This is a genomic window from Sorangium sp. So ce375, from assembly GCF_051473855.1.
Classification (GTDB): Bacteria; Myxococcota_A; Polyangia; order Polyangiales; family Polyangiaceae; genus Sorangium.
The window spans coordinates 6285836-6306644 of the sequence record NZ_CP150335.1; the positions used below are offsets into that span (position 1 = coordinate 6285836).

The following is a 20809-nucleotide window of genomic DNA, read 5'->3' on the forward strand; positions in this document are numbered from 1 at the left end:
TTCGCGGCAAGGCTACGGTCCCGGCGTCGAGCAGCGAGCCACGGAGGCCATCCGGCAAGCGACGCGGGCTCGAAGGCGGAGGGATCGAACATGGGTCAGGTGGTGAGCGAGCGCCCGATCGGGGGCAATGGCAGCGGTCCTGGCATGAACGGGCACGGGGGCGCGGCGATCCGCAGCTACGCGCCCGCGACCGGGGAGCTCCTTGGAGAGGCCCCGAACACGAGCGCCGAGGAGGTGCGGGCCGCGGTCGCCCGGGCGCGGCGCGCGCAGGAGGCCTGGGGCGCGCTGCCCGTGGAGGAGCGCTGCCAGCGCGTCCTGCGCTTCCGCGACGCCATCGTCGATCGGACGGACGAGATCGTCGATCTGCTCTCGCGCGAGTGCGGCAAGCCGCGCCACGAGGCGCTGCTGCACGAGGTCCTGGTCGCGGCCGACATGGCGACGTACTTCGCGGAGGTCGCCCCGAAGGCGCTCGAGCCGCACGAGATCAAGCTCCACCTCTTCAAGCACCGGCGCAGCTGGGTTCATTACGTCCCGCGCGGCGTGGTCGGGGTGATCTCGCCGTGGAACTTCCCGTTCCAGCTCGCGCTGCGCGACGTGCTCGCGGCGATCGTCGCCGGCAACGCCGCCGTGCTGAAGCCGAGCGAGGTGACGCCGCTCATCGCGCTCAAGCAGAAGGAGATCTGGGACGGCGCGGGCATGCCCGAGGATCTCTTCCAGGTCGTCACCGGCTACGGGCCGACCGGGGCGGCGCTCATCGACAGCGGCATCCAGATGCTGCTGTTCACCGGCAGCGTCGGCACCGGCAGGAAGGTCGCGGCCGCCTGCGGCGAGCGCCTCATCCCGTGCGTGATGGAGCTCGGCGGCAAGGCCCCGCTCATCGCCTGCGCGGACGCCGACATCGAGCGCACGGCGCAGGCGATCGTCTTCGGCGGCTTCGCGAACGCGGGCCAGGTGTGCGTCGCGGTGGAGCGGGTCTATGCGCACCGCGAGATCCACGACCGCCTGCTCGATCGGACCGTCGAGATCACGAAGGGGCTGAACCAGGGCGATCCCGGCAAGGAGTTCGTCGACGTGGGGGCGATCATCTTCCCGCCGCAGATCGACGTCGCCGAGCGGCACATCAAGGACGCTGTCGACAAGGGGGCGACCGTGAAGGCCGGCGGCAAGCGCGCGCCGGGGCAGGGCCAGTTCTTCGAGCCGACGATCCTCGCCGGCTGCGATCACGCGATGACGGTGATGACCGAGGAGATCTTCGGGCCGGTCGTTCCGTTCATGCAGGTCGCGACCGAGGAGGAGGCGATCCGCCTCGCGAACGAGTCGCACCTCGGCCTCAACGCCTACGTCTTTTCGGAGGACACCGATCACGCCCGCCGGCTCGCCGAGCGCCTGCAGGCCGGGAGCGTGCTGGTGAACGACGTGCTCATGAACGGCGCCCTCCCCGACGCGCCGTTCGGGGGCGTCAAGCAGAGCGGCTTCGGCCGGGTGATGGGCGAGGACGGGCTCAGGCAGATGTGCGACGTCAAGCACATCAACGCGGACCGCATCGCGCTGGGGTCGAAGGACCCGACCTGGTTCCCCTACACGGCGGCGTCGTACGGCTGGTTCAAGCGAGGGATGCGGGCGCTCTTCTCGAGCGGCAGCCTCCTGCGGCGCATCGGGGAGCTGTTCTAGGGCACGGCGCTGTCGATGGGGAGGCGGGAAATTCAGGAAATCGGCCGGTCTCTCGATTCCCGATGTGCAAACGTCGGGTGAGGCGCCGGCCTCCTGGTTTTCCGCACCAGACGCGCGCGCTTGCATCCCTGCCCCCTCCTGATCCACGCTGAACCTATGCCTACCCGGCCCGGTTCCTTGGCGAGCGACCCCATCCTCGCGGCTCTCGATCGCGCGCCGCGTGTCCAGAGGCTCACGCCGGAACAGCGCGCCGAGCTCGATCAGGACCTCGCTGACATCGCGGCGGGGCGTGCGCGCCTCGTCGCGCACGAGGATCTACCGCGGGCCCTGGAGGAGCTGGCTCACGAGCAAGGCGGATGAGCTTCCGTGTTGTCTGGAACTTCCCTGCGCTGATCACGTTTTACAGGCTGCCGATGCACTCGGCCTTCATGATCGACCGGGCGGTCGTTCGCTTCGCGGAGACGGGCGAAGGCGAGCTCGCGTGGGAGGCGCCCTACCACCTGCTCAGCGCGGGCTTCCACGATGTGGTGCTCGCGATCGAGCGTGAGTCGCGGACGATCACCGTGCTCCGCATCTACCGCGCTCGCTGAGCGCCACATCTACCGCGCTCGCTGAGCGCCACGGCGCCGCGGAGAGCGGCGCCCGCTCGCGGAGGCCCCTCGACCTCGATCAGGCCCCGCGCCGCGGCGTCACAGCAGGCTCCCCTGGAGGATGACCTGCGCGACGTTGAAGTAGATGACGAGCCCGGAGACGTCGACGAGGGTCGCGACGAACGGCGCGGACGCGCTCGCCGGGTCGAATCCCAGCCGGCGGATCACGAAGGGCAGCATCGCGCCGGCGAGCGTCCCCCACGCGACGATGCCGACCAGGCTCGCGGCGACGGTGGCGGCCACCCGCAGGTAGTGCTCGCCGTACGTGTGGAAGATCGCTTGCCACACGAGGATGCGGACCAGGCCGATCGTGGCGAGGATGAGGCCGAGCGAGAGGCCGGCGGTGAGCTCGCGGCGGACGATGCGCCACCAGTCCTTGATCGTGACCTCGCCGAGCGCCATCGCGCGAATGATCAGCGTCGTCGCCTGGGAACCGGAGTTGCCGCCGCTCGAGATGATGAGCGGAACGAAGAGCGCGAGCACGACCGCCTTCGCGATCTCGTCCTCGTAGTGCCCCATCGCGCTCGCGGTGAGCATCTCGCCGAGGAAGAGCGCCGAGAGCCAGCCGGCGCGCTTCTTCACCAGGGCGAGCATGCCGGTCTGCATGTAGGGCGTGTCGAGCGCCTCCATGCCGCCGAGCTTCTGGATGTCCTCGGTCGCCGCGCTCTGGACGACGTCGACGATGTCGTCGACGGTGACGATGCCTTTGATCCTGCCCTCGGCGTCGACGACCGGAATCGCGTTGAGGTCATGCTGCGCGATGACGCGCGCGACCGCCTCCTGGTCCAGCGTATCGGGCACCGAGATGACGTCCCGCCGCATGACGTCGGCCAGGGCCTTGTCGCTGCGCGCGGTGATGAGGTCCCGGAAGGACACCACGCCCAGGAGCCGCTGCTCCTGATCGAGCACGTACGCGTAGTAGATGGTCTCGAGCTTCGCCTGGGCCTGCCGCTGGAGGTACCGGATCGCCTCTCCGACCCTCATGTCGGGCCGCAGCCGCGCGAACCGCGGGCTCATGAGCCCGCCGGCCTCGTCCTCGGCGTACGCCATGAGCGCCGCGACCTCGCGCCGCGTCGGCTCGTCCAGCGTCTCCAGGAGCGAGGCGCGGAGCTCCTGGGGAACGAGCTGGATCACGTCCGCGGCGTCGTCGGGCGCCAGGAGCCGCATCCAGAGCCTGCGCTCGCCGGCCTTCATCGCGAGCAGGACGGCGGCCTGCTCCTGCTCGGCGAGGCCGAGGAAGAAGCTGTGCGCCTCGCCCCGCTCGAGGTGCTCGACGCCGTCGGCGCGCTCCTCCGGGGATAGCACCGCCCAGATCTCGCCGAGCTCTGCGGCGGTAAGACGGTCGTCGGACATGGGTCACCTCCACGACGAGGTAGCGTGGCGAGCAATGCTGGATCGAGGATGTCGAGGCGCGCGACATGAGGTCCCGCGGCAACGAAAGGCCCCGGCGCGCCGAGCATCTATCGCCGAGCCCGGCACGCGCAACGGGGATTTTTCGGCTCAGATCAAACCAGCGCGCGCTCGGTGGGCTTGACCTGGACGGGCGTGGGCTCAGGCAGCGCCGGCTGCTCGCCAGGTGTGGCGGCGCTCCCCCGGCGCTTCGGACGGAGATCACGAGGCCGCTGAACCAGGACGATCCCGGCGACGAGTTCGTCGACGTGGGGAGATCATCTTCCCGCCGCAGATCGACGTCGCCGAGCGGCACATCAAGGATCCGCCCGCGTCACGGCCTGTCCGCGAGGACAGCAGGCTGGCCGACCGCCGCCTTCGCGCGCGCGTACTCCTTGAGCGCGATCGCGTCGTGGAGCCGGACCCCGTGGCTGCTCAGCTTGGCCAGCGCGCGCGACACCCCGCGCGGCGCCACGCTGACCAGGCGGCCGATCTGCGCCAGCGCCCACAGCTCGAGCCGGCTGCCCGGGACCAGACGCCTGGCGGCATTCAGCGCGAACACCCTGCTGCGGCGCACGTAGTCGGCCAGCTCGCGCTCGCAGGCCCGGAACGCGCGCGCGTGGTCGCCGCCGGCCGCGGCCAGCTCGCCCGCGAGGATATAGGCGCCGACCACCGCGAGGCTGGTGCTGCCGCCGACCGCCGGCCCCGGCGAGTAGCCCGCGTCGCCGGTCAGGCTGACGCGCCCGCGCGACCACGAGTCCATGCGCAGCTGCGTGATCGAGTCGAAATAGAACGCCGGGGTCCGATCGAGCTCGGCCATCAGCCGCGGCACCTCCCAGCCGGCCCCGGCGAACGCCTCGCGAAGCAGTTGCTTCTGCCGCGCGACGTCTCGGTGGTGGACATCGAGCTCGCGCTGGCTGCGGAACAGGAACACCGCGCGCGCGTCGTCGATCGTGTGCGAGCCGTAGATCGCCGCCATCCGCCCGACCCCGCCGAGCACGATCGCGTGGTCGTGCAGATGCAAGTAGTTCGGGATCGAGATCACCGCGAGGTAGGCGCCGATGAAACGGGCGAACCGCCGCTCCTCGCCGAACACCAGCCGCCGAACGTTCGAGTGCAACCCGTCGGCGCCGATCACCAGGTCGAAGCGCCGCGGCGCGCCGCGCTCGAACTTCACGTCGACCCCGGCCTCGTCCTCGGCGAGCGAGGCGATCGAGTCGCCGAACACGTACTCGACGTCTCCCCGGGTCGCGTCGTGGAAGATCTCGCTGAGATCGTCGCGCATGATCTCGACGTGGCGGTCGGACACCGCGTGCATCAACCGGCCGATGTCGATGTCGACCTGCCCTCGCACCCCCTCGCGCACCAGCGTCATGCGCTCGGTGCCGGTCTTCTTGGCCTCGACCCGCGCCAGCACGCCCATGCGCTCGACGATGTCCATCGCCGGCCGAAACAGGTCGACCGCGTGGCCCCCCGTCTTGCGCAGCGTCAGCGCGCGCTCCACCACCGTGGGCCGAAATCCGTGCCGCTTGAGCCAGTAGGCCAGCACCGGACCAGCGATGCTGGCGCCCGAAATGAGGATCTCCATGGGCCCCTCCTTACTTACCGATAGGTAAGCACGCGACCCAGCCCTGCACAAGGCTTACCGACCGGTAAGTAAGCGCTACACTGCGCGGATGACCCGAGCCCGGCCCTCCGACACAAAGGCGCGAATCCAAGCGGCGGCGCGCGAGCTGTTCGCGCGCCAGGGAGTCCAGCGGACCAGCCTGCGCGAGATCGCCGATCACCTCGGCATCACCAAGCCTGCGCTCTACTACCACTTCGACTCGCGCGAAGCGCTCGTCGCCAGCATCGTCGAGCCGCTGCTCGCGGACATGGACGCGTTCATCGCCGAGCGCGAGGGCGGCCCGCAGCCTGACCCGCGCGACCTGCTCGCGGACTACTTCGATCTCCTGCACCGCCACCGCGACACCCTCACGATGGTGGTCCGCGACCTCGCCACGCTCGCCTACCTCGACCTCGGCATGCGCATGATCGAGTGGCGCCGCCGCCTGATGCGCCTGCTCATCGGCCCGCGCCCCTCGCTCGCCGCCCGCGCCCGCGCGGTGGTCTCCATCGGCGGCCTCTCCGATTGCACCGTCGAGTTCACCGACGTGCCGATGGAGAAGATCAAGTCGCTCGCCGTCGAGGCCGCCCTCGCCGCGCTCGCGCCGACGTCGTGAATCGCAACCCCGCGCTATCCTACGTTGGAGCTACGGGCGCGGAGCAGGTGGACGCCCTCGAGGACCGCGCCGGCAATGTCCACGAAGGTGACGATCGAGCGCTTCTGCGCACTGCTGCACGAGAGCTCGGTCGAGCGGCGCACGACGATGGCGTTTGCGAGCCAGCGTGCGGGGCAGTCCTGCCACGATGTCATCGACAGGATGGCCCGGCGTGGGGCGCGGCGTGCGCGCGGCGTTCCGCGGGCGTGAGATGGGAAATGGATGACGTCCGGCGCCCCGCCCGCTCAAAGCGATGGCGATGGGCGCCGAGCATGGCACATGCTTCGCGGTACCCGTCGTGGGGCTTCTGTGGATACCACCATTCCCGTCCGCTCCGATCCCGGGGTATCGACCCGTTACGCCGTCATCGAGGTCCTCTACGAAGGGTCAGACACCCTTCTTTACCGGGGGATTCGCGAAGACGACGGCCTTCCCGTGGTGATCAAGGTCCTCCGGCGCGATCACGCGAGCCCCCATGCCCGCGAGCGACTGCGTCACGAATACGAGATCGCCCGGCCGCTCGAGGCCACGGCCGTCGTCAAGCCCTATGCTCTCGAGGTGCTCGGCGATCAGCCGGCGCTGGTCCTGGAGGATTTCGGCGGCGTATCGCTCGATCGGCTCCTTGATGGGCCGATATCGCTCGAGCGCTTCTTCCCCCTCGCCGTCCGCCTGGTCGAAGCGCTCGCCGGGCTGCATCGACACGGCATCGTCCACAAGGACATCAAGCCTCAAAACCTGCTCCTCCACCCCGCCACCGGCGAGGTGAAGATCACCGACCTGGGGATTGCGTCCCGAATACCCCGCGAGCTCCAGCACCTCGAGCACGTCGGGCTCATCGAGGGGACGCTGGCGTACATGGCCCCGGAGCAGACGGGCCGGATGAACCGCTGGATCGACGAGCGGACCGATCTCTACTCCCTGGGCGTCGTCCTCTATGAAATGCTGACGGGCACCCTGCCGTTCCAGGCCAGCGATCCCGTCGAGTGGGTCTATTGCCATATCGCGCAGAAGCCGGTCCCGCCGCACGCGCTCGTCCCTTCGATTCCTCCGCTCGTGTCGCAGGCCGTGCTCAAGCTGCTCTCCAAGGCCGCCGAGGAGCGTTACCAGAGCGCGGCCGGCCTGCGGCACGACCTGGACGAGTGCTTCGCGATGTGGCGGACGAGCGGCGCCATTCCGCCCTTCGCCCTCGGTCAGCGCGACCTCTCGGACCGGTTCCAGGTCCCCCAGCGGCTGTACGGGCGCGAGCGCGAGGTGGAGGCCCTGCTCGCCGTGTTCGAGCGGGTGGTGGCGGAGGGCCGGCCAGAGCTCGTGCTCGTGTCGGGCTACTCGGGCATCGGCAAGTCGTCGCTCGTCGCCGAGCTGCACCGGCCGATCGTGAGGGAGCAGGGGTTCTTCCTCTCCGGCAAGTTCGATCAAACCGCGAGGGACGTCCCCTACCGCGCTTTCCTCCAGGCGTTCCGGGCGCTTTTGCAGGAGATCCTGGGCGCGAGCGAGGAGCAGGTCGAGCTCTGGAGACAGCGCTTCCGGGAGGCCCTCGGCCCAAATGGGAGGCTGCTCGCCGACGTGCTCCCGGAGCTCGAGCTGCTCCTCGGCCCTCAGCCGCCCGTGCCCGAGCTCCCGCCCGCCGAGGCCCAGGGCCGGCTGCTCGCGACGCTCCAGCGCTTCCTCGCGGCGTGCGCCCGGAAGGGACACCCCGTGGCGCTCTTCCTCGACGATCTCCAGTGGGCCGACGCCGCCAGCCTCCTCTTGCTCGAACAGCTCGCCACCTACGCCGGGTCCGAGCACCTCCTCTTGATCGGCGCCTACCGCGACAACGAGGTCGGCCCCGCGCACCCGCTGCGGCCCACGCTGGCCGAGTCGCAGGAGCGCGGCGCCGCCGTCTCGGAGCTCGTCCTCGAGCCGCTCTCCGCCGCCCACGTCGGGGCGCTCGTCGCCGAGGCGGTCCACGCGCCTGAAGACCAGGTCGAGCCGCTCTCACGGCTCGTCCACGAGATGACCGGCGGCAACCCGTTCTTCGTGCTCCAGCTCCTGATCGCGCTGCACCAGGAGGGGCTCATCGCCTTTGACGCAGACGAGAGGGCATGGCGGTGGGACATCGCCGCCATCCGCGACAAGGGGTTCGCCGACAACGTCGTCGAGCTGATGGCGGCCAAGCTGAAGCGGCTCTCGATCCCAACGCGGGACGCGCTCGCGCTCGCCGCGTGCCTCGGCAGCAGCCTGGATCTCGACGCCCTCGCGATCGTCGCGAACCGTCCGGCGGCGGAGCTCCGCGACGCGCTCGAGGAGGCCGTGCGGGAGGGGCTGCTGCTCCGCCGGGGCTCTGCCTATCGATTCCTCCATGACCGGGTGCAACAGGCCGCAACCTCGCTCATCCCGGCCGAACAGCGCCCCGCGATGCACCTCGGGATCGGGCGGCTGCTCCTCAGGGCGCAGCGCGCGGAGGAGCGCGACGAGGCGCTCTTCGACGTCGTCGGCCACCTCAACCGCGGCGCCGCGCTCCTCCGTTCCCAGGCGGAGCGGGACGAGGTCGCTGCGCTGAACCTCCGCGCCGGCAGGAAGGCCAAGGCCGCCGCAGCCTTCCAGTCCGCCGCCGCGCTCTTCGCCGCGGGCCATTCCCTGCTCGCGCCGGACTCTTGGGAGACGCAGCGCGAGCTGACCTACGACCTGACGCTCGAGCGCGCGCACGCCGCGTACATCACCGGCGGCTTCGACGAGGCCGCGCGGCTCCTGAAAGAGCTCATGGGGCACGCGAGGACCCGGCGCGAGACGGCCGCCGCCGTCGAGCTCGCCCTCGCCTTCTACCAGACCCGCGGGCAATGCAACCGCGCGCTGGAGATCGGGCTCGCGTGGCTCCGCGCCGGCGGCATCGATCTGCCGCTCCAGCCCACCGACGCACAGATCGACGAGGAGACCGAGGGCGTCTGGCAGGCCCTGGGCAATCGGGCGATCGAGGACCTGATCCACCTGCCCCCCATGACGCACCCGGAGATGAAGCTCACGATGGGCGTGCTGCAGGGGCTGTCCCTCCCTGCGCTCTTCGCGGACCCGAACCTGCATTTTCTCATCGTCCTGCGCATGGTCCAGCTCAGCCTGCGCCACGGCAACGCCGAGAGCTCCGCGTACGCGCTCGCCGCCTTCGCGAGGGTGATCGGCCCGAGGTTCGGGCGATACCAGGATGCCTATCGGTTCGGCAAGCTCGGCTGCGACCTTGCAGACAGGAGCGGCCTCCTCACCACGAAATCGGTGGTGTTCACGGCCTTCGGACAGCATGTCGTGTTCTGGACGCGCCACTACCGAGAGGCGTATCCGTACGCGCGCGCCGGCTTCAGCGCCGCGGTCGAGTCCGGCAATCTGAACATGGCGTGCTTCAACTGCCTCTGGTCCGCGCTGTTCCGGCTGCTCTCTGGCGAGCCGCTGGAGGACGTGCTCCACGAGGTCGAAGAGCGCCTCGGCGTCGTGCGCAGGGCCGGTCACGCGCTGGTGCACAGCGCCCTCCTCGGCGGCCACGCCATGATTCAGACGCTACGCGGGAGGCCGGTCCGCTTCTCGATGCTGGACGGGTCCGAGCTGGATCCGCCAGCCTTCGAGGCGCGGCTGGAGGAGGGGGATCTGCAGCGCATTCGCAGCGTCTATTACGGCTTGAAGGCCCAGGTGCTCTTCGTGCTCGGCTCTCTCGGGGAGGCGTCCGCGGCGGCGACCCGCGTGATGGTCGAGCACCCCTTCAAGAGCGAGCCATACGCGCTCATCGCCGAGAACTTCTATTATCTCGCGCTCTCGCTAGCGGCCCTCTTCGACGAGGCGCACGAGGCGCACGAGGCGCACGAGGCGCACGAGGCGGGGCCCTCCCCGCTGCGTGCGCTCCCCGAGCGGGTCCTCGAATGCGAGCGGCAGCTCGGCGCGTGGGCGAGGAACGGCCCCGACAACTTCCTCCACAAACACGCCCTGGTCCGCGCCGAGATCGCCCGGCTCCGCGGGCAGGACCTGGAGGCCATCCGGCTCTACGAACAGGCCATCGCGTCGGCGCGGGAGGGCGGCTTCGCGCAGCACGAGGCCATCGCCTGCGAGCTCGCCGCGGCGTTCTACCGCACGCGCGGCCTCTCCACGTCCGCCGATGCCCACCTGCGAAAGGCCCGCGCCGGCTATTTCACGTGGGGCGCCCACGCCAAGGTGGAGCAGCTCGATCAGCGCTACCCCCACCTCGCCCCGCGAAAGCCGATCACCCCCACCGTCACCTTCGCCGTACGAGCCGAGCAATTCGACGTCCTGTCGGTGGTCAAGGCCTCGCAGAGCATCTCCGGCGAGCTCAAGCTCCCGCGGCTGCTCGAGACGCTGCTTCGCCTCGTGGTCGAGCACGCAGGCGCCGAGGAGGGATGTGTCCTGCTGGTCCGGGAAGATCGCCCGTGGACCGCGGCGATCGAGGCGCCGGGGGGCGCGGTGCGGCTGCTCGGCGCGAGCGAGGCGTCTTCCGCCGCGCTGCCAGAGGCCGTCCTCAACTACGTTCGCCGGAGCCACGAGCGCGTGCTGCTCGACGACGCCGCCGCCCGCCACCCGTTCATGGAGGATGAGTATTTCAGCCACAAGCGCCCGAAATCGGTGCTGTGCGTCCCAATCATGCGCGAGGCCCGGCTCATCGGCCTGCTCTATCTGGAGAACAACCTCGTCACCGGCGCCTTCACTCCCGGGCGGCTCAGCGTCATCGAGCTGCTCGCGTCGCAATCGGCGATCTCGCTGGAAAACGCCATGCTGTATTCCGAGCTGGAGCAGGAGAACGCCGAGCGGCGGCGAGCGGAACAGGCGCTCAAGGCCACCGAGCAGGCCGAGCGCTTCCTGGCCGAGGCGAGCCGCAAGCTGATGGCGCTCGGCTACAGCGCGACCCTCGAGAGCGTGGCGCAGCTCGCGGTGCCCGAGCTGGCCGACCAGTGCGTCATCGACGTGGACCTCGCCCGCGGCGCCCCGGGACACTTTGTCTCCGCAGGCGTGCTCGCCGGGCGGGCCGACGCCGTGATGGACGCGCTGCGGCCCCTGGCGGCGGAGTCGCCGGAACGGCCCAGCGTGGGCGACATCGACGCCGCGCCCCTCCTCGGGCAGCTCGGCATTCACGCCTTCCTCCGGGTTCCTCTCCTCGCGCGCGACCGGTGCTTCGGAGCCATGACCCTGCTGGCGACCGTGCCCCGACGCCGTTACGACCCTGCCGACCTGCGGCTGGCCGAGGAGCTCGGGTACCGTGCGGCGCTCGCCCTCGACAACGCCCGTCTGTTCGTTGAAGCCCAGGAGGCCATCGCGCGGAGGGATGAGTTCCTCGTCGTCGCCTCCCACGAGCTCAAGACCCCGCTGACCTCGCTTCAGCTGCAGGCGCAGCGCGTCGAGCGGCTCTTGCATCGCTACCAGCGCGCGGAGCTCCCCTCCGAGCGGATCCATGCCGCGCTTCAGGTCGTCAATCGCCAGATCGCGCGGCTCGGGCACCTGGTCGACGAGCTGCTCGACGTCACACGGCTGAACGCCGGGCGGCTGACGCTCGCGCGCGCGCCTGTCGATCTGGCGGCCCTGGCGCGTGAGGTCGTCGACCGGATGAGCCAGCAGCTCGCCGACGCTCACTGCAGCGTCCAGCTCGAGCTGGACGAGCCCGTGGTCGGGCGCTGGGATCCATCTCGCATGGAGCAGGTGCTCATCAACCTCCTGTCGAACGCGATGAAGTACGGCGCAGGCAGGGGGATTCTCGTCGGCGTGCGGAGGCAGGCCGATCGCGCGCTGCTGGTCGTCCGGGATCAGGGGATCGGGATCGCGGAGGCCGATCAGAGCAAGATCTTCGAGCGCTTCGAGCGCGCGGTGTCGGTGCGCAACTTCGGGGGCCTCGGCCTGGGGCTCTTCATTGCACGCTCGATCGTGGCGTCGCACGGCGGATCCATCCGGGTGGAGAGCGAGCCGGGCGCGGGCGCGACGTTCGTGGTGGAGCTCCCGTTGCGCCCGCCGGAGGCGGAGGAGCGCGGCGCCGCGCCGGCCTAGACCTACTTTCTGCATTGGCTGGCGCGCCGTAAGGCTTCGTCGGCGATTGCAGGCTGGCGGCCGGCTCGACTATCGGCGCGAGCTTGCTCACCTCCCCGGTGCTGCCGGCAGGCCGAGCAGCCAACCGATCGCCTCGTGAACCCTCCGCGGCGATCATGTCGCCAGCCAGTCGGGCTTGAACAGCAGGAGGAGACCGAGCAGCACCATGATCGCGCCGCTCAGCAGCTTGAGCCATCGTCCCTCCTTCTCCTGCAGCTTGCGGCGGCTCAACGTCACCACCGCGATGCCGACCATCACCATGTCGTCCGCCATGTAGGCCACGTTGTAGAGCGCGAGATAGGCATAGTGCTTCCACGCGGGGAGGCCTTTCTCGACGAGGAGCTGGGTGTAGAGCGCCGGCAGGCCCGCGGTGCAGAGGAGCTCGACGACGTTGACCATGACGGCGAGGAGGCACGCGGCGGCGAGCGCGGCGGGCAGGCTCTCCGCCCTGACGACAGCGCGCATCCTCGCGTAGATCCCTGGCTTCACCGACTCGGGGATGCTGAGCGACACGCCCCGCTTCCAAGCGAAGAAGTCCTTGACGTGGACCGAACCGGCAAGCACGGCGATGGCTCCCAGCGCGATCTGCGCGGCGCGCGAGGCGCCGACCAGGAGAAAGAAGTTCAGCCAGGCAGCCATGAAGGCGAAATAAGCGAGACCGCTCACGAGCACGAACACGCCGGCAATCAACAGCATCTTCGCCCGGCTCCGCAGCGTGGCGAGGAAGGAGAGGAGAAAGAGGAGCACCCACGTGGCGCACGGGTTGAAGCCGTCCACGAGCCCCAGCAGGACGGTGAACGCTGGCAGGCCAAGATCGCGGACGTCCAGGCGCCCGAAGACGGGCACGTCGACAACCCCCGCGCTCGGCCCGGCGCCGTCTGCGGGGCACGGTGGCTGCTCCGACGTGGGAGGCGTAGGAGACGTGGGAGGCGTGGGAGGTGTGAGAGGGCAGGACGCAGCAGCGTCGTCGGCCGCGGTGGCCGGCGGTGGCGCGCTGTCGAGCAACGCCTCGATGCGCCGGCCCGTCGCGTCGCGCCCCGCGTACCCAACGACGAGCACCCCGCGCACATAGAACGCGGGGACGCTCACGGCAGTGATCGACTGCCCCTCCGCGATCGCCATCAGCCGGTCGAGCGCGGCGCGATCCTCGACAACATCCGCGACGATCGCGCGCAGGCCGGGTCGGCGGCCCTCGAGCTCGGTCACGAAGCGCTTGGCCTCGTCGCAGCGAGGGCACCCCTTGCGCGCGAACAGCTCCACATCGGCGCGCGGCTCGATCGGCGCAGCTCGCCCGGAATCGCTCCAGAACAGCGAGAAGGCGAGCGCGCACGTCACCAGCGCTCGCACGACGGCAGGTCGCATGCGGAGCGGCTGTCGCACGATGCATGCTCAGCGGATCACGTGATCAGTCCACGAGCGCAGCCCACAAGCACGGCGAGCGGCCTCGTATGTGGCTCGTGATGCATGGCCTGCGTCGCCGGGGCACGGTGATTGCTGGGTCTGGCAGACACGGTAGTACGCGCCAAGCCGGTTCACCTTGGCCATGACACTTGGACCAGACCTGCGGACAGCAGCATGCAGCCTATTCACCGGATCCTGGCGTCACGGCGCGACGCGCCTCGATCCGAGCGGCCGTCTCTGAGGAGCGGCGCGCTCGTCGTGTCGACGCTCTCCGGCTTGGCAGGCGGAGCCGCGGCGCACGCCGAAGGACACGCGCGCCTGGGAGACGTGCTCTGGGCGGCCGGCGCGCTCATCGCGCTCGCCCTCGTGGGTTCGCGCGTCTTGGCCGACGTGCTGAAGAAGCGGGCCGGGGTCGACGTCATCGCGCTCCTCGCCATCGGCGGCGCGCTCCTGCTCCGGGAGTACCTGGCGGGCGCGCTGATCGGCGCGATGATGGCGACGGGCAGCGCCCTGGAAGGGTACGCGGCCGCGCGCGCCCGGCGCGAGCTCTCCGCCCTCCTCGCTCGCGCTCCCCGCACCGCGCACCGCCGCGAGGGGGCCGACGTCACGACCATCCCGATCAGCGCCGTCACCCCCGGCGACCTCCTGCTGGTCAAGACAGGCGAGATCGTGCCGGTCGACGGGGTCGTGGTGGGCGCGCGGGCGCTCCTCGATGAATCGGCGCTGACTGGAGAGCCGCGGCCGGTCGAAAAGGCACCTGGCGACCGCGTGGGGAGCGGGACCACGAACGCCGGCCCCGCCTTCGAGCTCCGCGCCGTCGCGAGCGCGGACGAGAGCACGTACGCCGGCATCGTCCGCCTCGTGCAGCAGGCGTCCGCCTCGAAGGCCCCGCTCGCCCGCCTCGCGGATCGCCATGCCCTGGCGTTCGCCGCGCTCTCGGTCGCCATGGCGGCCGCGGCGTGGGGCCTCTCCGGCGACGCCGGCCGCGGGCTCGCCGTGCTCGTCGTCGCGACCCCGTGCCCGCTGCTCCTCGCGGTGCCCATCGCGATCGTCGGCGGCATCTCGCGCTCGGCCCGGCGCGGCATCGTGGTGAAGGGCGGCGCCGCGCTCGAGGCCCTCGCCCGGGCCGAGATCCTGCTCCTCGACAAGACAGGCACGCTCACGTTCGGCGGCCCGCGCGTGACCGGAGTGACGTGCTTCCGGTCGATCGAGGACGACACGGAGGTGCTCCGCCTGGCGGCGTCCCTCGAGCAGATCTCGTCGCACCCGCTCTCCGCGGCCCTGGTGCACGCTGCCCGCGAGCGTCGCCTCGGGCTGTCCTTCCCGGAGGGCGCTCAGGAGGCGCCCGGCGCCGGAATGACGGGACATGTGGACGGGCGCGCCGTCCGCGTGGGGAGCGCCGAATGGGCGGCGCAGGGCGCGCCGCTCCCGGAGGACGCCCGCGCCTTCCGGCGCCGCGCGTCCCGCGCCGGTGCGATGACCGTGTTCGTGGCCGTGGACAGCAGCGTCATCGGCGCGCTGACGCTCGACGACCCGATCCGCCCCGATGCGCCGCGGACCTTGCGGGCGCTGCGGCGGGTCGGCGTTCGCCGTGTCGTGATGGTGACGGGCGATCACCCCCTCGTCGCCGAGACGGTGGGCGCCACGCTCGGCGTGGATCGCGTGCTCGCCCAGCGCTCGCCGGAGGAGAAGGTCGCCGCCGTGCGCGAGGCGCGCGCCGAGGGGCTCACCGTGATGATCGGCGACGGCATCAACGACGCGCCAGCGCTCGCCGCCGCGGACGTCGGCGTCGCGATGGGCGCGCGCGGGGCCACCTCGTCCGCCGAGGCGGCCGACGTGGTGCTGGTGGTGGACAGGCTCGATCGCTTCGCCGAGGCCGTGACCATTGCGCGCCGCGCCCGCGCGATCGCCGCGCAAAGCGCGATCCTCGGCATGGGGCTGTCGCTCTTCGCGATGGGCGCGGCGGCGTTCGGCTTCCTGCCAGCCGCCGCCGGCGCGCTCCTGCAGGAGGCGATCGACGTCGCCGCGATCCTGAGCGCGCTGCGGGCGCAGGGCGGCGGGCGCGGCGCGAGGAGGCCCGCCCTCGGGGAGGCCATGAGCCGCCGGCTGGAGCTGGAGCACGACCAGCTCATTCCGATGCTCGATCGGGTGCGGGTCGTCGCCGAGCGCATCGACCACCTGGCGAGGGAAGCGGCGCGCGCAGAGCTCGATGCGCTCGATCGCTTCCTCCGCGAGCGGCTCCTCCCGCACGAGCGGGCCGACGACGCCGAGGTCTATCCGGTCATCTCCCGACTGCTCGGCGGCGAGGATCCTTTGGCCCCCATGAGCGCGACGCACCGCGAGATCTTCCGCCTGATCCGGCTGTACGAGCAGCTGCTCGGAGAGCTCGACCCGCGCGGGCCCACGGCCGCGGATGTGCAGGATTTCCAGCGGATCCTCTATGGGCTCCACGCGGTGCTGCGGCTCCATTTCGCGCAAGAAGAGGAGCTCTATGCGTCGCTGAGCGAGCGCTACCACGCGGAAGCCTGCGGCGAGCCGGCTGCAAGCGCTGAAAAGGCCCCCCTCCAGCCAGCTCCGGCGCCAGAGACCACACCCCGCGCGCTCAGCGTGCTGGATCCCCTCCGGCAAGGGCGTTCGCCCAGCCCCGGCCGGCAGGGGTGAACCCGCGCCGCTCGAAGCGGCTACCGGGGCAATCCGGTCGCGCACGGCGGAAGCTCCCGGGAGCTCTCCTGGCCGGCGGCGCCCTGGCGTGATGTGGTCAGATCGAGCGTCTCTCCGAGGAGCCGGCAGACATCCTGCTCGGACACCGGCGAATAATCCTCGTACCAGAGCCCGACCGAGTAGACGGGATCTCGGATGTAGCAGTACACGAACTCGCGTGCCCGCCCCGAGAGCTGCGCGTACGCGGCATACGATGCGACGGGGACCGCGATGACGATGCCGGCCGGGCCGCCTTGCTCGACGGCCGTCACGGCGGCCCGCATGCTCGCTCCGGTCGCTACGCCGTCGTCGACGAGAAGGAGCGTCCTATCCCGGATGTCGGGCGCCCTGTGGCAGCCATAATAGACGCGCTCCAGGCGCTCCACCTCCCGGGCCTCCACATCGGCGAGCCGCTGCACCGTCCTGTCCGAGACGCCCAGCGCTCGGCAGAGCTCGTCATCGACGACCCGAACGCCGCCGCTCGCGACGGCGCCGATCGTCATGTGATCATTGTTCGGCGCCACGATCCGGCGCGCGATCAGCACGTCCAGCGGCACCCGCAGGAGCTTCGCTATCTCGAAGCCCACCGGCACCCCGCCCCGCGGCAGCGCCAGGAGTGTCACGTCCTCCCGCCCCGCATAAGCGGTCAGCCGCGACGCGAGCTGGCGGCCGGCGTCGGCCCGATCTCGAAACGGCATGCCTCCCTCCCCATCCGGCGTCGCTGGGATCGCCGGCGACGCTCTGAGGAGCGTGCAATTGTCTCGCCACGCATCGCGCCTGAAGCCGCCGAGCCACTCTGGTCGCGTCCGGGTGCGATGTCCGGACCCGACGAGGGCCGCGGTACGCAGGCTGCTTGTCCATCCTGCTGAGCCGACAGACTGTACACGAGATGCCAGGCGTGCGATCGAGCGCGAGCTGGCCGCGACGCGAGACTCAGTGAGGAGTCCACCCGAGTTGGCGGCGCGGAGCGAGAGCGAGCCGCAATATCGAATCGAAGTGTGTATCGCGTATGGATGCTGGGGCTGGCGTTCGCCACCGCCGTCTCGACCGGGGCCGGCTGCGCCTCGCGCCGAAGCAGCCCGCCACCGCGGAGGACGTCCTCCAGCGGACCTTGTTGTTCAACGTGACCAGCGGCCAGGAGGATGTGCACGCGGCGACCATGGCCCTCATGGCTGCGAGCAACTCGCTGGATGCCGGGTGGTCCACGATCCTGTACTTCGACGTGCACGCACCCGTGCTCGCGTCTCGAAATCTCTCAAATAACGACGCGCTCGCGAGCGAGCGCCCCGCGAAGGAGCTCCTGGCCGCTGCGATGTCCAAGGGAGCCAAGGTGTTCGTCTGCCCGCATTGCATGCAGGTTGCAGGGGTGGAGGCCGAGGTGCTCGTCGAGGGCGCCAATCCCGCGGCCCTGCAGGCCGTGCTCGATCAGCTGCGCGGGGACGTCATTTTCCTCTCGTATTGACCCAGGCGCGACCCGGGCGGCGGGACCTGCTGAAAACCGGCGGACATCTCACAGTCGCCTTGGGCGCCGTCCAGACGGCACAGCGGCGGGATGGACAGCCTCTGCCCGCTCCCGCCTCGCAGACACAACCGGCGCTGCCGGCGGGCGGGAGCGCATGGAAGTATGGTGTCCGTCCGGACTCGGAGGCCGGGAACATCACCAGCCGAAGGAGGTGCTGCAGAGACCGAGGATGCTAGCGGAAAGCCCGTGTCAGTGCACCTCGTGTCGGATCCGGGTCACGGGTTCGTGTGCGGCCGCGACGAAGTGCGCGCTGTCGAGCCAATACGTCCCTGCCTGCAACGGTGAGGGAGAGCCGATCGAGGGCGTGACGCAGCCCCTCACCGTCAATTTCGTGCGCTGACGCTCGCTCGGCGCACGGGCGTTGGGCCGGCGCCGAGGCGCCCGTGTCCTTGCAATCATCGGCGTCGGGGGCGGCCCTGCTGCCTCGACGACAAGAGTCGCGTGGTAGGACATCGTGGTTGCGGCCGAGCGAACAGCCTCTATGCTTGCGGGCCAGCGTTCGACACGGAGGGTGGGGGGATGTTCACACGACGTCAGTTCTTCAAGATCGGGGCGGGTGGCACGACCCTCCTCCTCCTCGACAGGGTCGGCGGCTCCGTTCGCACGGCGTGCGCGGCGATCCCCGGCGGCACGCTCGATCCGCTGGTCGTGGACAAGTACGTGACGCCGCTGCTCGTCCCACCCGCAATGCCGCGAGCTGGCAAGATTACGCTCCACGGCGGCCAGTTCATCGACTACTACGAGATCGCCGTGCGGCAGTTCGCGCAGCAGATCCTGCCTCCTTCCTACCCGGCGACGACGGTGTGGGGATACGGGCCGAAGGTCGCCCAGGGCGGGCCCCGGATCTTTCACGCGCCGTCGCTCACGATCGAGGCTGAATACGGACGACCGGTGCGAATCAAATGGATCAACGAGCTGGTGGACGCCGGCGGCAACTACTTGCCTCATCTCTTGCCGGTCGACCAAACCTTGCACTGGGCGAATCCGCCGGGAGGCACGGCGGGCCGCGACATGCGCACAGAGTTCAAGGAGACGCCGGGACCTTACCCCGGCCCCGTGCCCATCGTCACCCACGTGCACGGCGCCGTGAGCGTCGGCGACGAGAGCGACGGTTACGCCGAGGCGTGGTATCTGCCCGACGCCGCCAACATCCCACCGGGGTATGCGACCAGCGGCACCTGGTACGATTTCTTCGCTGCGAAGGCGCTCGCCAAGTTCGGCGTGACCTGGGGGCCTGGGTTCGCGATCGCCCAGTATCCGAACGCCGGTCGTGCCTCCACCGAATGGTATCACGATCACACCCTCGGGATGACGCGCGTGAACGTGTACGCCGGTCCGGCGGGCTTCTACCTGGTCCGCGGCGGCCAGAGCGACGTGGTGTTGGACGCGCGCACCCACAAGCCGGCCGTGCTCCCCGGCCCGGCCCCATCGCGGGGCGACGCCCCCAACATCCACTATCGCGAGATCCCGATCGCGATCCAGGATCGCTCGTTCAACTCGGACGGGTCGCTGTTCTACCCGGACACCCGGACCTTCTTCGACGGCATCACGGGTCCGTTCATCCCGCAAACCGACGTCCCGCCGATCTGGAATCCCGAGTTCTTCGGCAACATGATCATGGTAAACGGCAATACCTGGCCGTTCTTGGCGGTCAAACAGCGCCGCTACCGCTTCCGCGTCCTCAACGGCTGCCAGTCGCGTTTCTTGATCCTGGATTTCAATCAGATCCCGGGTGTGGAAGTCTGGATGATCGGAAACGAGGGCGGCTTTCTGGATTCGCCGGTGAACCTCACCGCGACCAATGGCAACCGGCTGCTCATGGCGTCGGCCGAGCGCGCGGATCTCATCGTCGACTTTGGCCGTGTCCCGAAGGGCCGCCACATCCTCGCCAACGTCGGCCCGGACGAGCCGTTCGGCAGCGGCGTGCCAGGCGTCGATTTCGCCCCGGCGGACCCGGACTCCACCGGGCAGATCATGGCTTTCGACGTGATGCACACGCCGGGATGCGATCACAGCACACCGCCGCGCTGCCTGCTGTTGCCGCCCGCTCCGCCGCTGCCGCACGAGAAGAGGACGCGACCGCTCGTCCTGAGCGAGGTCACGTCGGCTGAAACGGAGTTCCCGGGTGCGCCGGTGGCGGTGCTGCTCGGGAGGATCGAGAACAATGAGGTCGAGCTGCTGGAGTGGGGGGACGATGTCACCGAGAATCCGCAGGTGGGGGACACGGAGGTCTGGGAGCTCCACAACTTGACGGGCGACGCCCATCCCATCCACATCCACGAGACCGTGTTCGAGGTGGTCAATCGGCAGGCTCTGGAAATCGAGGCCTCGCCGGGAGGGCCGATGCCGCCGCTCGTCGGCGCTCCACGTCCGCGGGAGCCGTGGGAGACGGGCTACAAGGACACGGTGATCGCCTATCCAGGAGAGGTGACGCGCATCCGGGTGCGGTTCACCACCGCCGGCCAGTACGTGTGGCACTGCCACATCCTCGAGCACGAAGACAATGAGATGATGCGGCCGTACCGCATCGGCCCCGTCCAGCCGGGACAGCCGAACTGAGGGGTGCGACGAGGGGCGATGCCTTCCGCGCGCGGCCGCGGGATCGCAGAACGAAGGGCGCCGCGATGGCGGCGACGAGCAGCCCTGCGGGAGGCTCGCCGCCCGGTGCCGCCGACAACGCCCCGCTGTCTCGGTCCGCCGCTACGACGTCGAGGCTCATGCCCTCTGCGCGATGTCGACGCACCTTCACCGCGACCTCTGCTCTTTGCGTCCCGGCGCCAGCGAGCCGGATCGCAGCCTCGCACGCGAGCGCTGTCTTGCCGACGCCCCACTTGCCTGAGCGTGTGCGACCGCTTCATGCCATGGCCCGCGGGCTGCATGACGGGGCGTGAACGGACGTCTGCTGCGTATCCCCGGAGGTCCTGTGATGAGCACCCGCCAGAGCCCGATCGCCGCCGAGCCATCCGCCGCTGCGCGGCAGGCCAGGCGCTCGGTCGCGCCTACGACCTCCGTGCCTTTGAAGCCGGGCTTGATCGCCTGCGCGGCCTGCGTAGGTCTCGCGGCGTGCAGCGAGACCCACTCGACCCCCTCGCCGGAGCCGGCGCGGTTCGCCGATCGGATCGCTCCGCTGGCCGCCGAGCGATGTGACCGCTGCCACGCCACGGCGCCGGGCG

General features: G+C 70.3%; 12 protein-coding genes. 7 read left to right on the forward strand and 5 right to left on the reverse strand.

All coding sequences use genetic code 11. The annotated features are described in order from the left end of the window. Positions 1 to 90: 90 nt before the first annotated feature. Both WME90_RS23245 and WME90_RS23250 read left to right on the forward strand, forming a co-directional pair. Positions 91 to 1671, forward strand: a complete 1581-nt coding sequence (locus tag WME90_RS23245) for an aldehyde dehydrogenase family protein (RefSeq protein WP_437283369.1) — start codon at positions 91 to 93, stop codon at positions 1669 to 1671. A gap of 356 nt (positions 1672 to 2027) precedes the next feature. After that, entirely contained in the window at positions 2028 to 2261 is a 234-nt protein-coding gene (locus WME90_RS23250) for a hypothetical protein (protein WP_437283370.1), read from the forward strand. Between the two features lie 99 nt (positions 2262 to 2360). Here the strand turns inward: WME90_RS23250 and mgtE are convergent, their stop codons facing one another. Next, on the reverse strand, positions 2361 to 3674 hold the full coding sequence (mgtE, locus tag WME90_RS23255; RefSeq protein ID WP_437283371.1) for a magnesium transporter: 1314 nt from the start codon (positions 3672 to 3674) through the stop codon (positions 2361 to 2363). 370 nt (positions 3675 to 4044) lie between these two features. Continuing rightward, positions 4045 to 5298 (reverse strand): FAD-dependent monooxygenase, encoded by a 1254-nt coding sequence (locus WME90_RS23260; protein WP_437283646.1) that lies wholly within the window; start codon positions 5296 to 5298, stop codon positions 4045 to 4047. A gap of 88 nt (positions 5299 to 5386) precedes the next feature. On the opposite strand from WME90_RS23260, the gene WME90_RS23265 reads away from it, so the two are divergent. Beyond that, complete coding sequence (locus WME90_RS23265; protein WP_437283372.1) at positions 5387 to 5932, forward strand: TetR/AcrR family transcriptional regulator; 546 nt, start codon at positions 5387 to 5389, stop codon at positions 5930 to 5932. A 14-nt stretch (positions 5933 to 5946) separates the two neighbouring features. Here WME90_RS23265 and WME90_RS23270 read toward each other — a convergent pair whose 3' ends face one another. Further along, positions 5947 to 6126: a hypothetical protein gene (locus WME90_RS23270; RefSeq protein WP_437283373.1), complete on the reverse strand. Its 180-nt coding sequence runs from the start codon at positions 6124 to 6126 to the stop codon at positions 5947 to 5949. Positions 6127 to 6280: 154 nt separating this feature from the next. Between WME90_RS23270 and WME90_RS23275 the strand changes: the two genes are divergently transcribed. Then, positions 6281 to 11974 (forward strand): AAA family ATPase, encoded by a 5694-nt coding sequence (locus WME90_RS23275; RefSeq protein WP_437283374.1) that lies wholly within the window; start codon positions 6281 to 6283, stop codon positions 11972 to 11974. Between the two features lie 153 nt (positions 11975 to 12127). Here the strand turns inward: WME90_RS23275 and WME90_RS23280 are convergent, their stop codons facing one another. After that, complete coding sequence (locus WME90_RS23280; RefSeq protein ID WP_437283375.1) at positions 12128 to 13375, reverse strand: NrdH-redoxin; 1248 nt, start codon at positions 13373 to 13375, stop codon at positions 12128 to 12130. Positions 13376 to 13672: 297 nt separating this feature from the next. Here WME90_RS23280 and WME90_RS23285 point away from each other — a divergent pair, with 297 nt between their 5' ends. Beyond that, positions 13673 to 16075 carry a heavy metal translocating P-type ATPase gene (locus WME90_RS23285; protein ID WP_437283376.1) on the forward strand — a complete coding sequence of 801 codons (2403 nt, stop codon included), beginning with the start codon at positions 13673 to 13675 and terminating at the stop codon, positions 16073 to 16075. A gap of 20 nt (positions 16076 to 16095) precedes the next feature. On the opposite strand, the gene WME90_RS23290 is transcribed toward WME90_RS23285, so the two are convergent. Then, positions 16096 to 16812, reverse strand: a complete 717-nt coding sequence (locus WME90_RS23290) for a phosphoribosyltransferase (protein WP_437283377.1) — start codon at positions 16810 to 16812, stop codon at positions 16096 to 16098. A 311-nt stretch (positions 16813 to 17123) separates the two neighbouring features. Here WME90_RS23290 and WME90_RS23295 point away from each other — a divergent pair, with 311 nt between their 5' ends. Together WME90_RS23295 and WME90_RS23300 are read left to right on the forward strand one after the other, a co-directional pair. Then, positions 17124 to 17576, forward strand: a complete 453-nt coding sequence (locus WME90_RS23295) for a DsrE family protein (protein WP_437283378.1) — start codon at positions 17124 to 17126, stop codon at positions 17574 to 17576. A 579-nt stretch (positions 17577 to 18155) separates the two neighbouring features. Then, positions 18156 to 20195 carry a multicopper oxidase family protein gene (locus WME90_RS23300; protein ID WP_437283379.1) on the forward strand — a complete coding sequence of 680 codons (2040 nt, stop codon included), beginning with the start codon at positions 18156 to 18158 and terminating at the stop codon, positions 20193 to 20195. Positions 20196 to 20809: the final 614 nt, after the last annotated feature.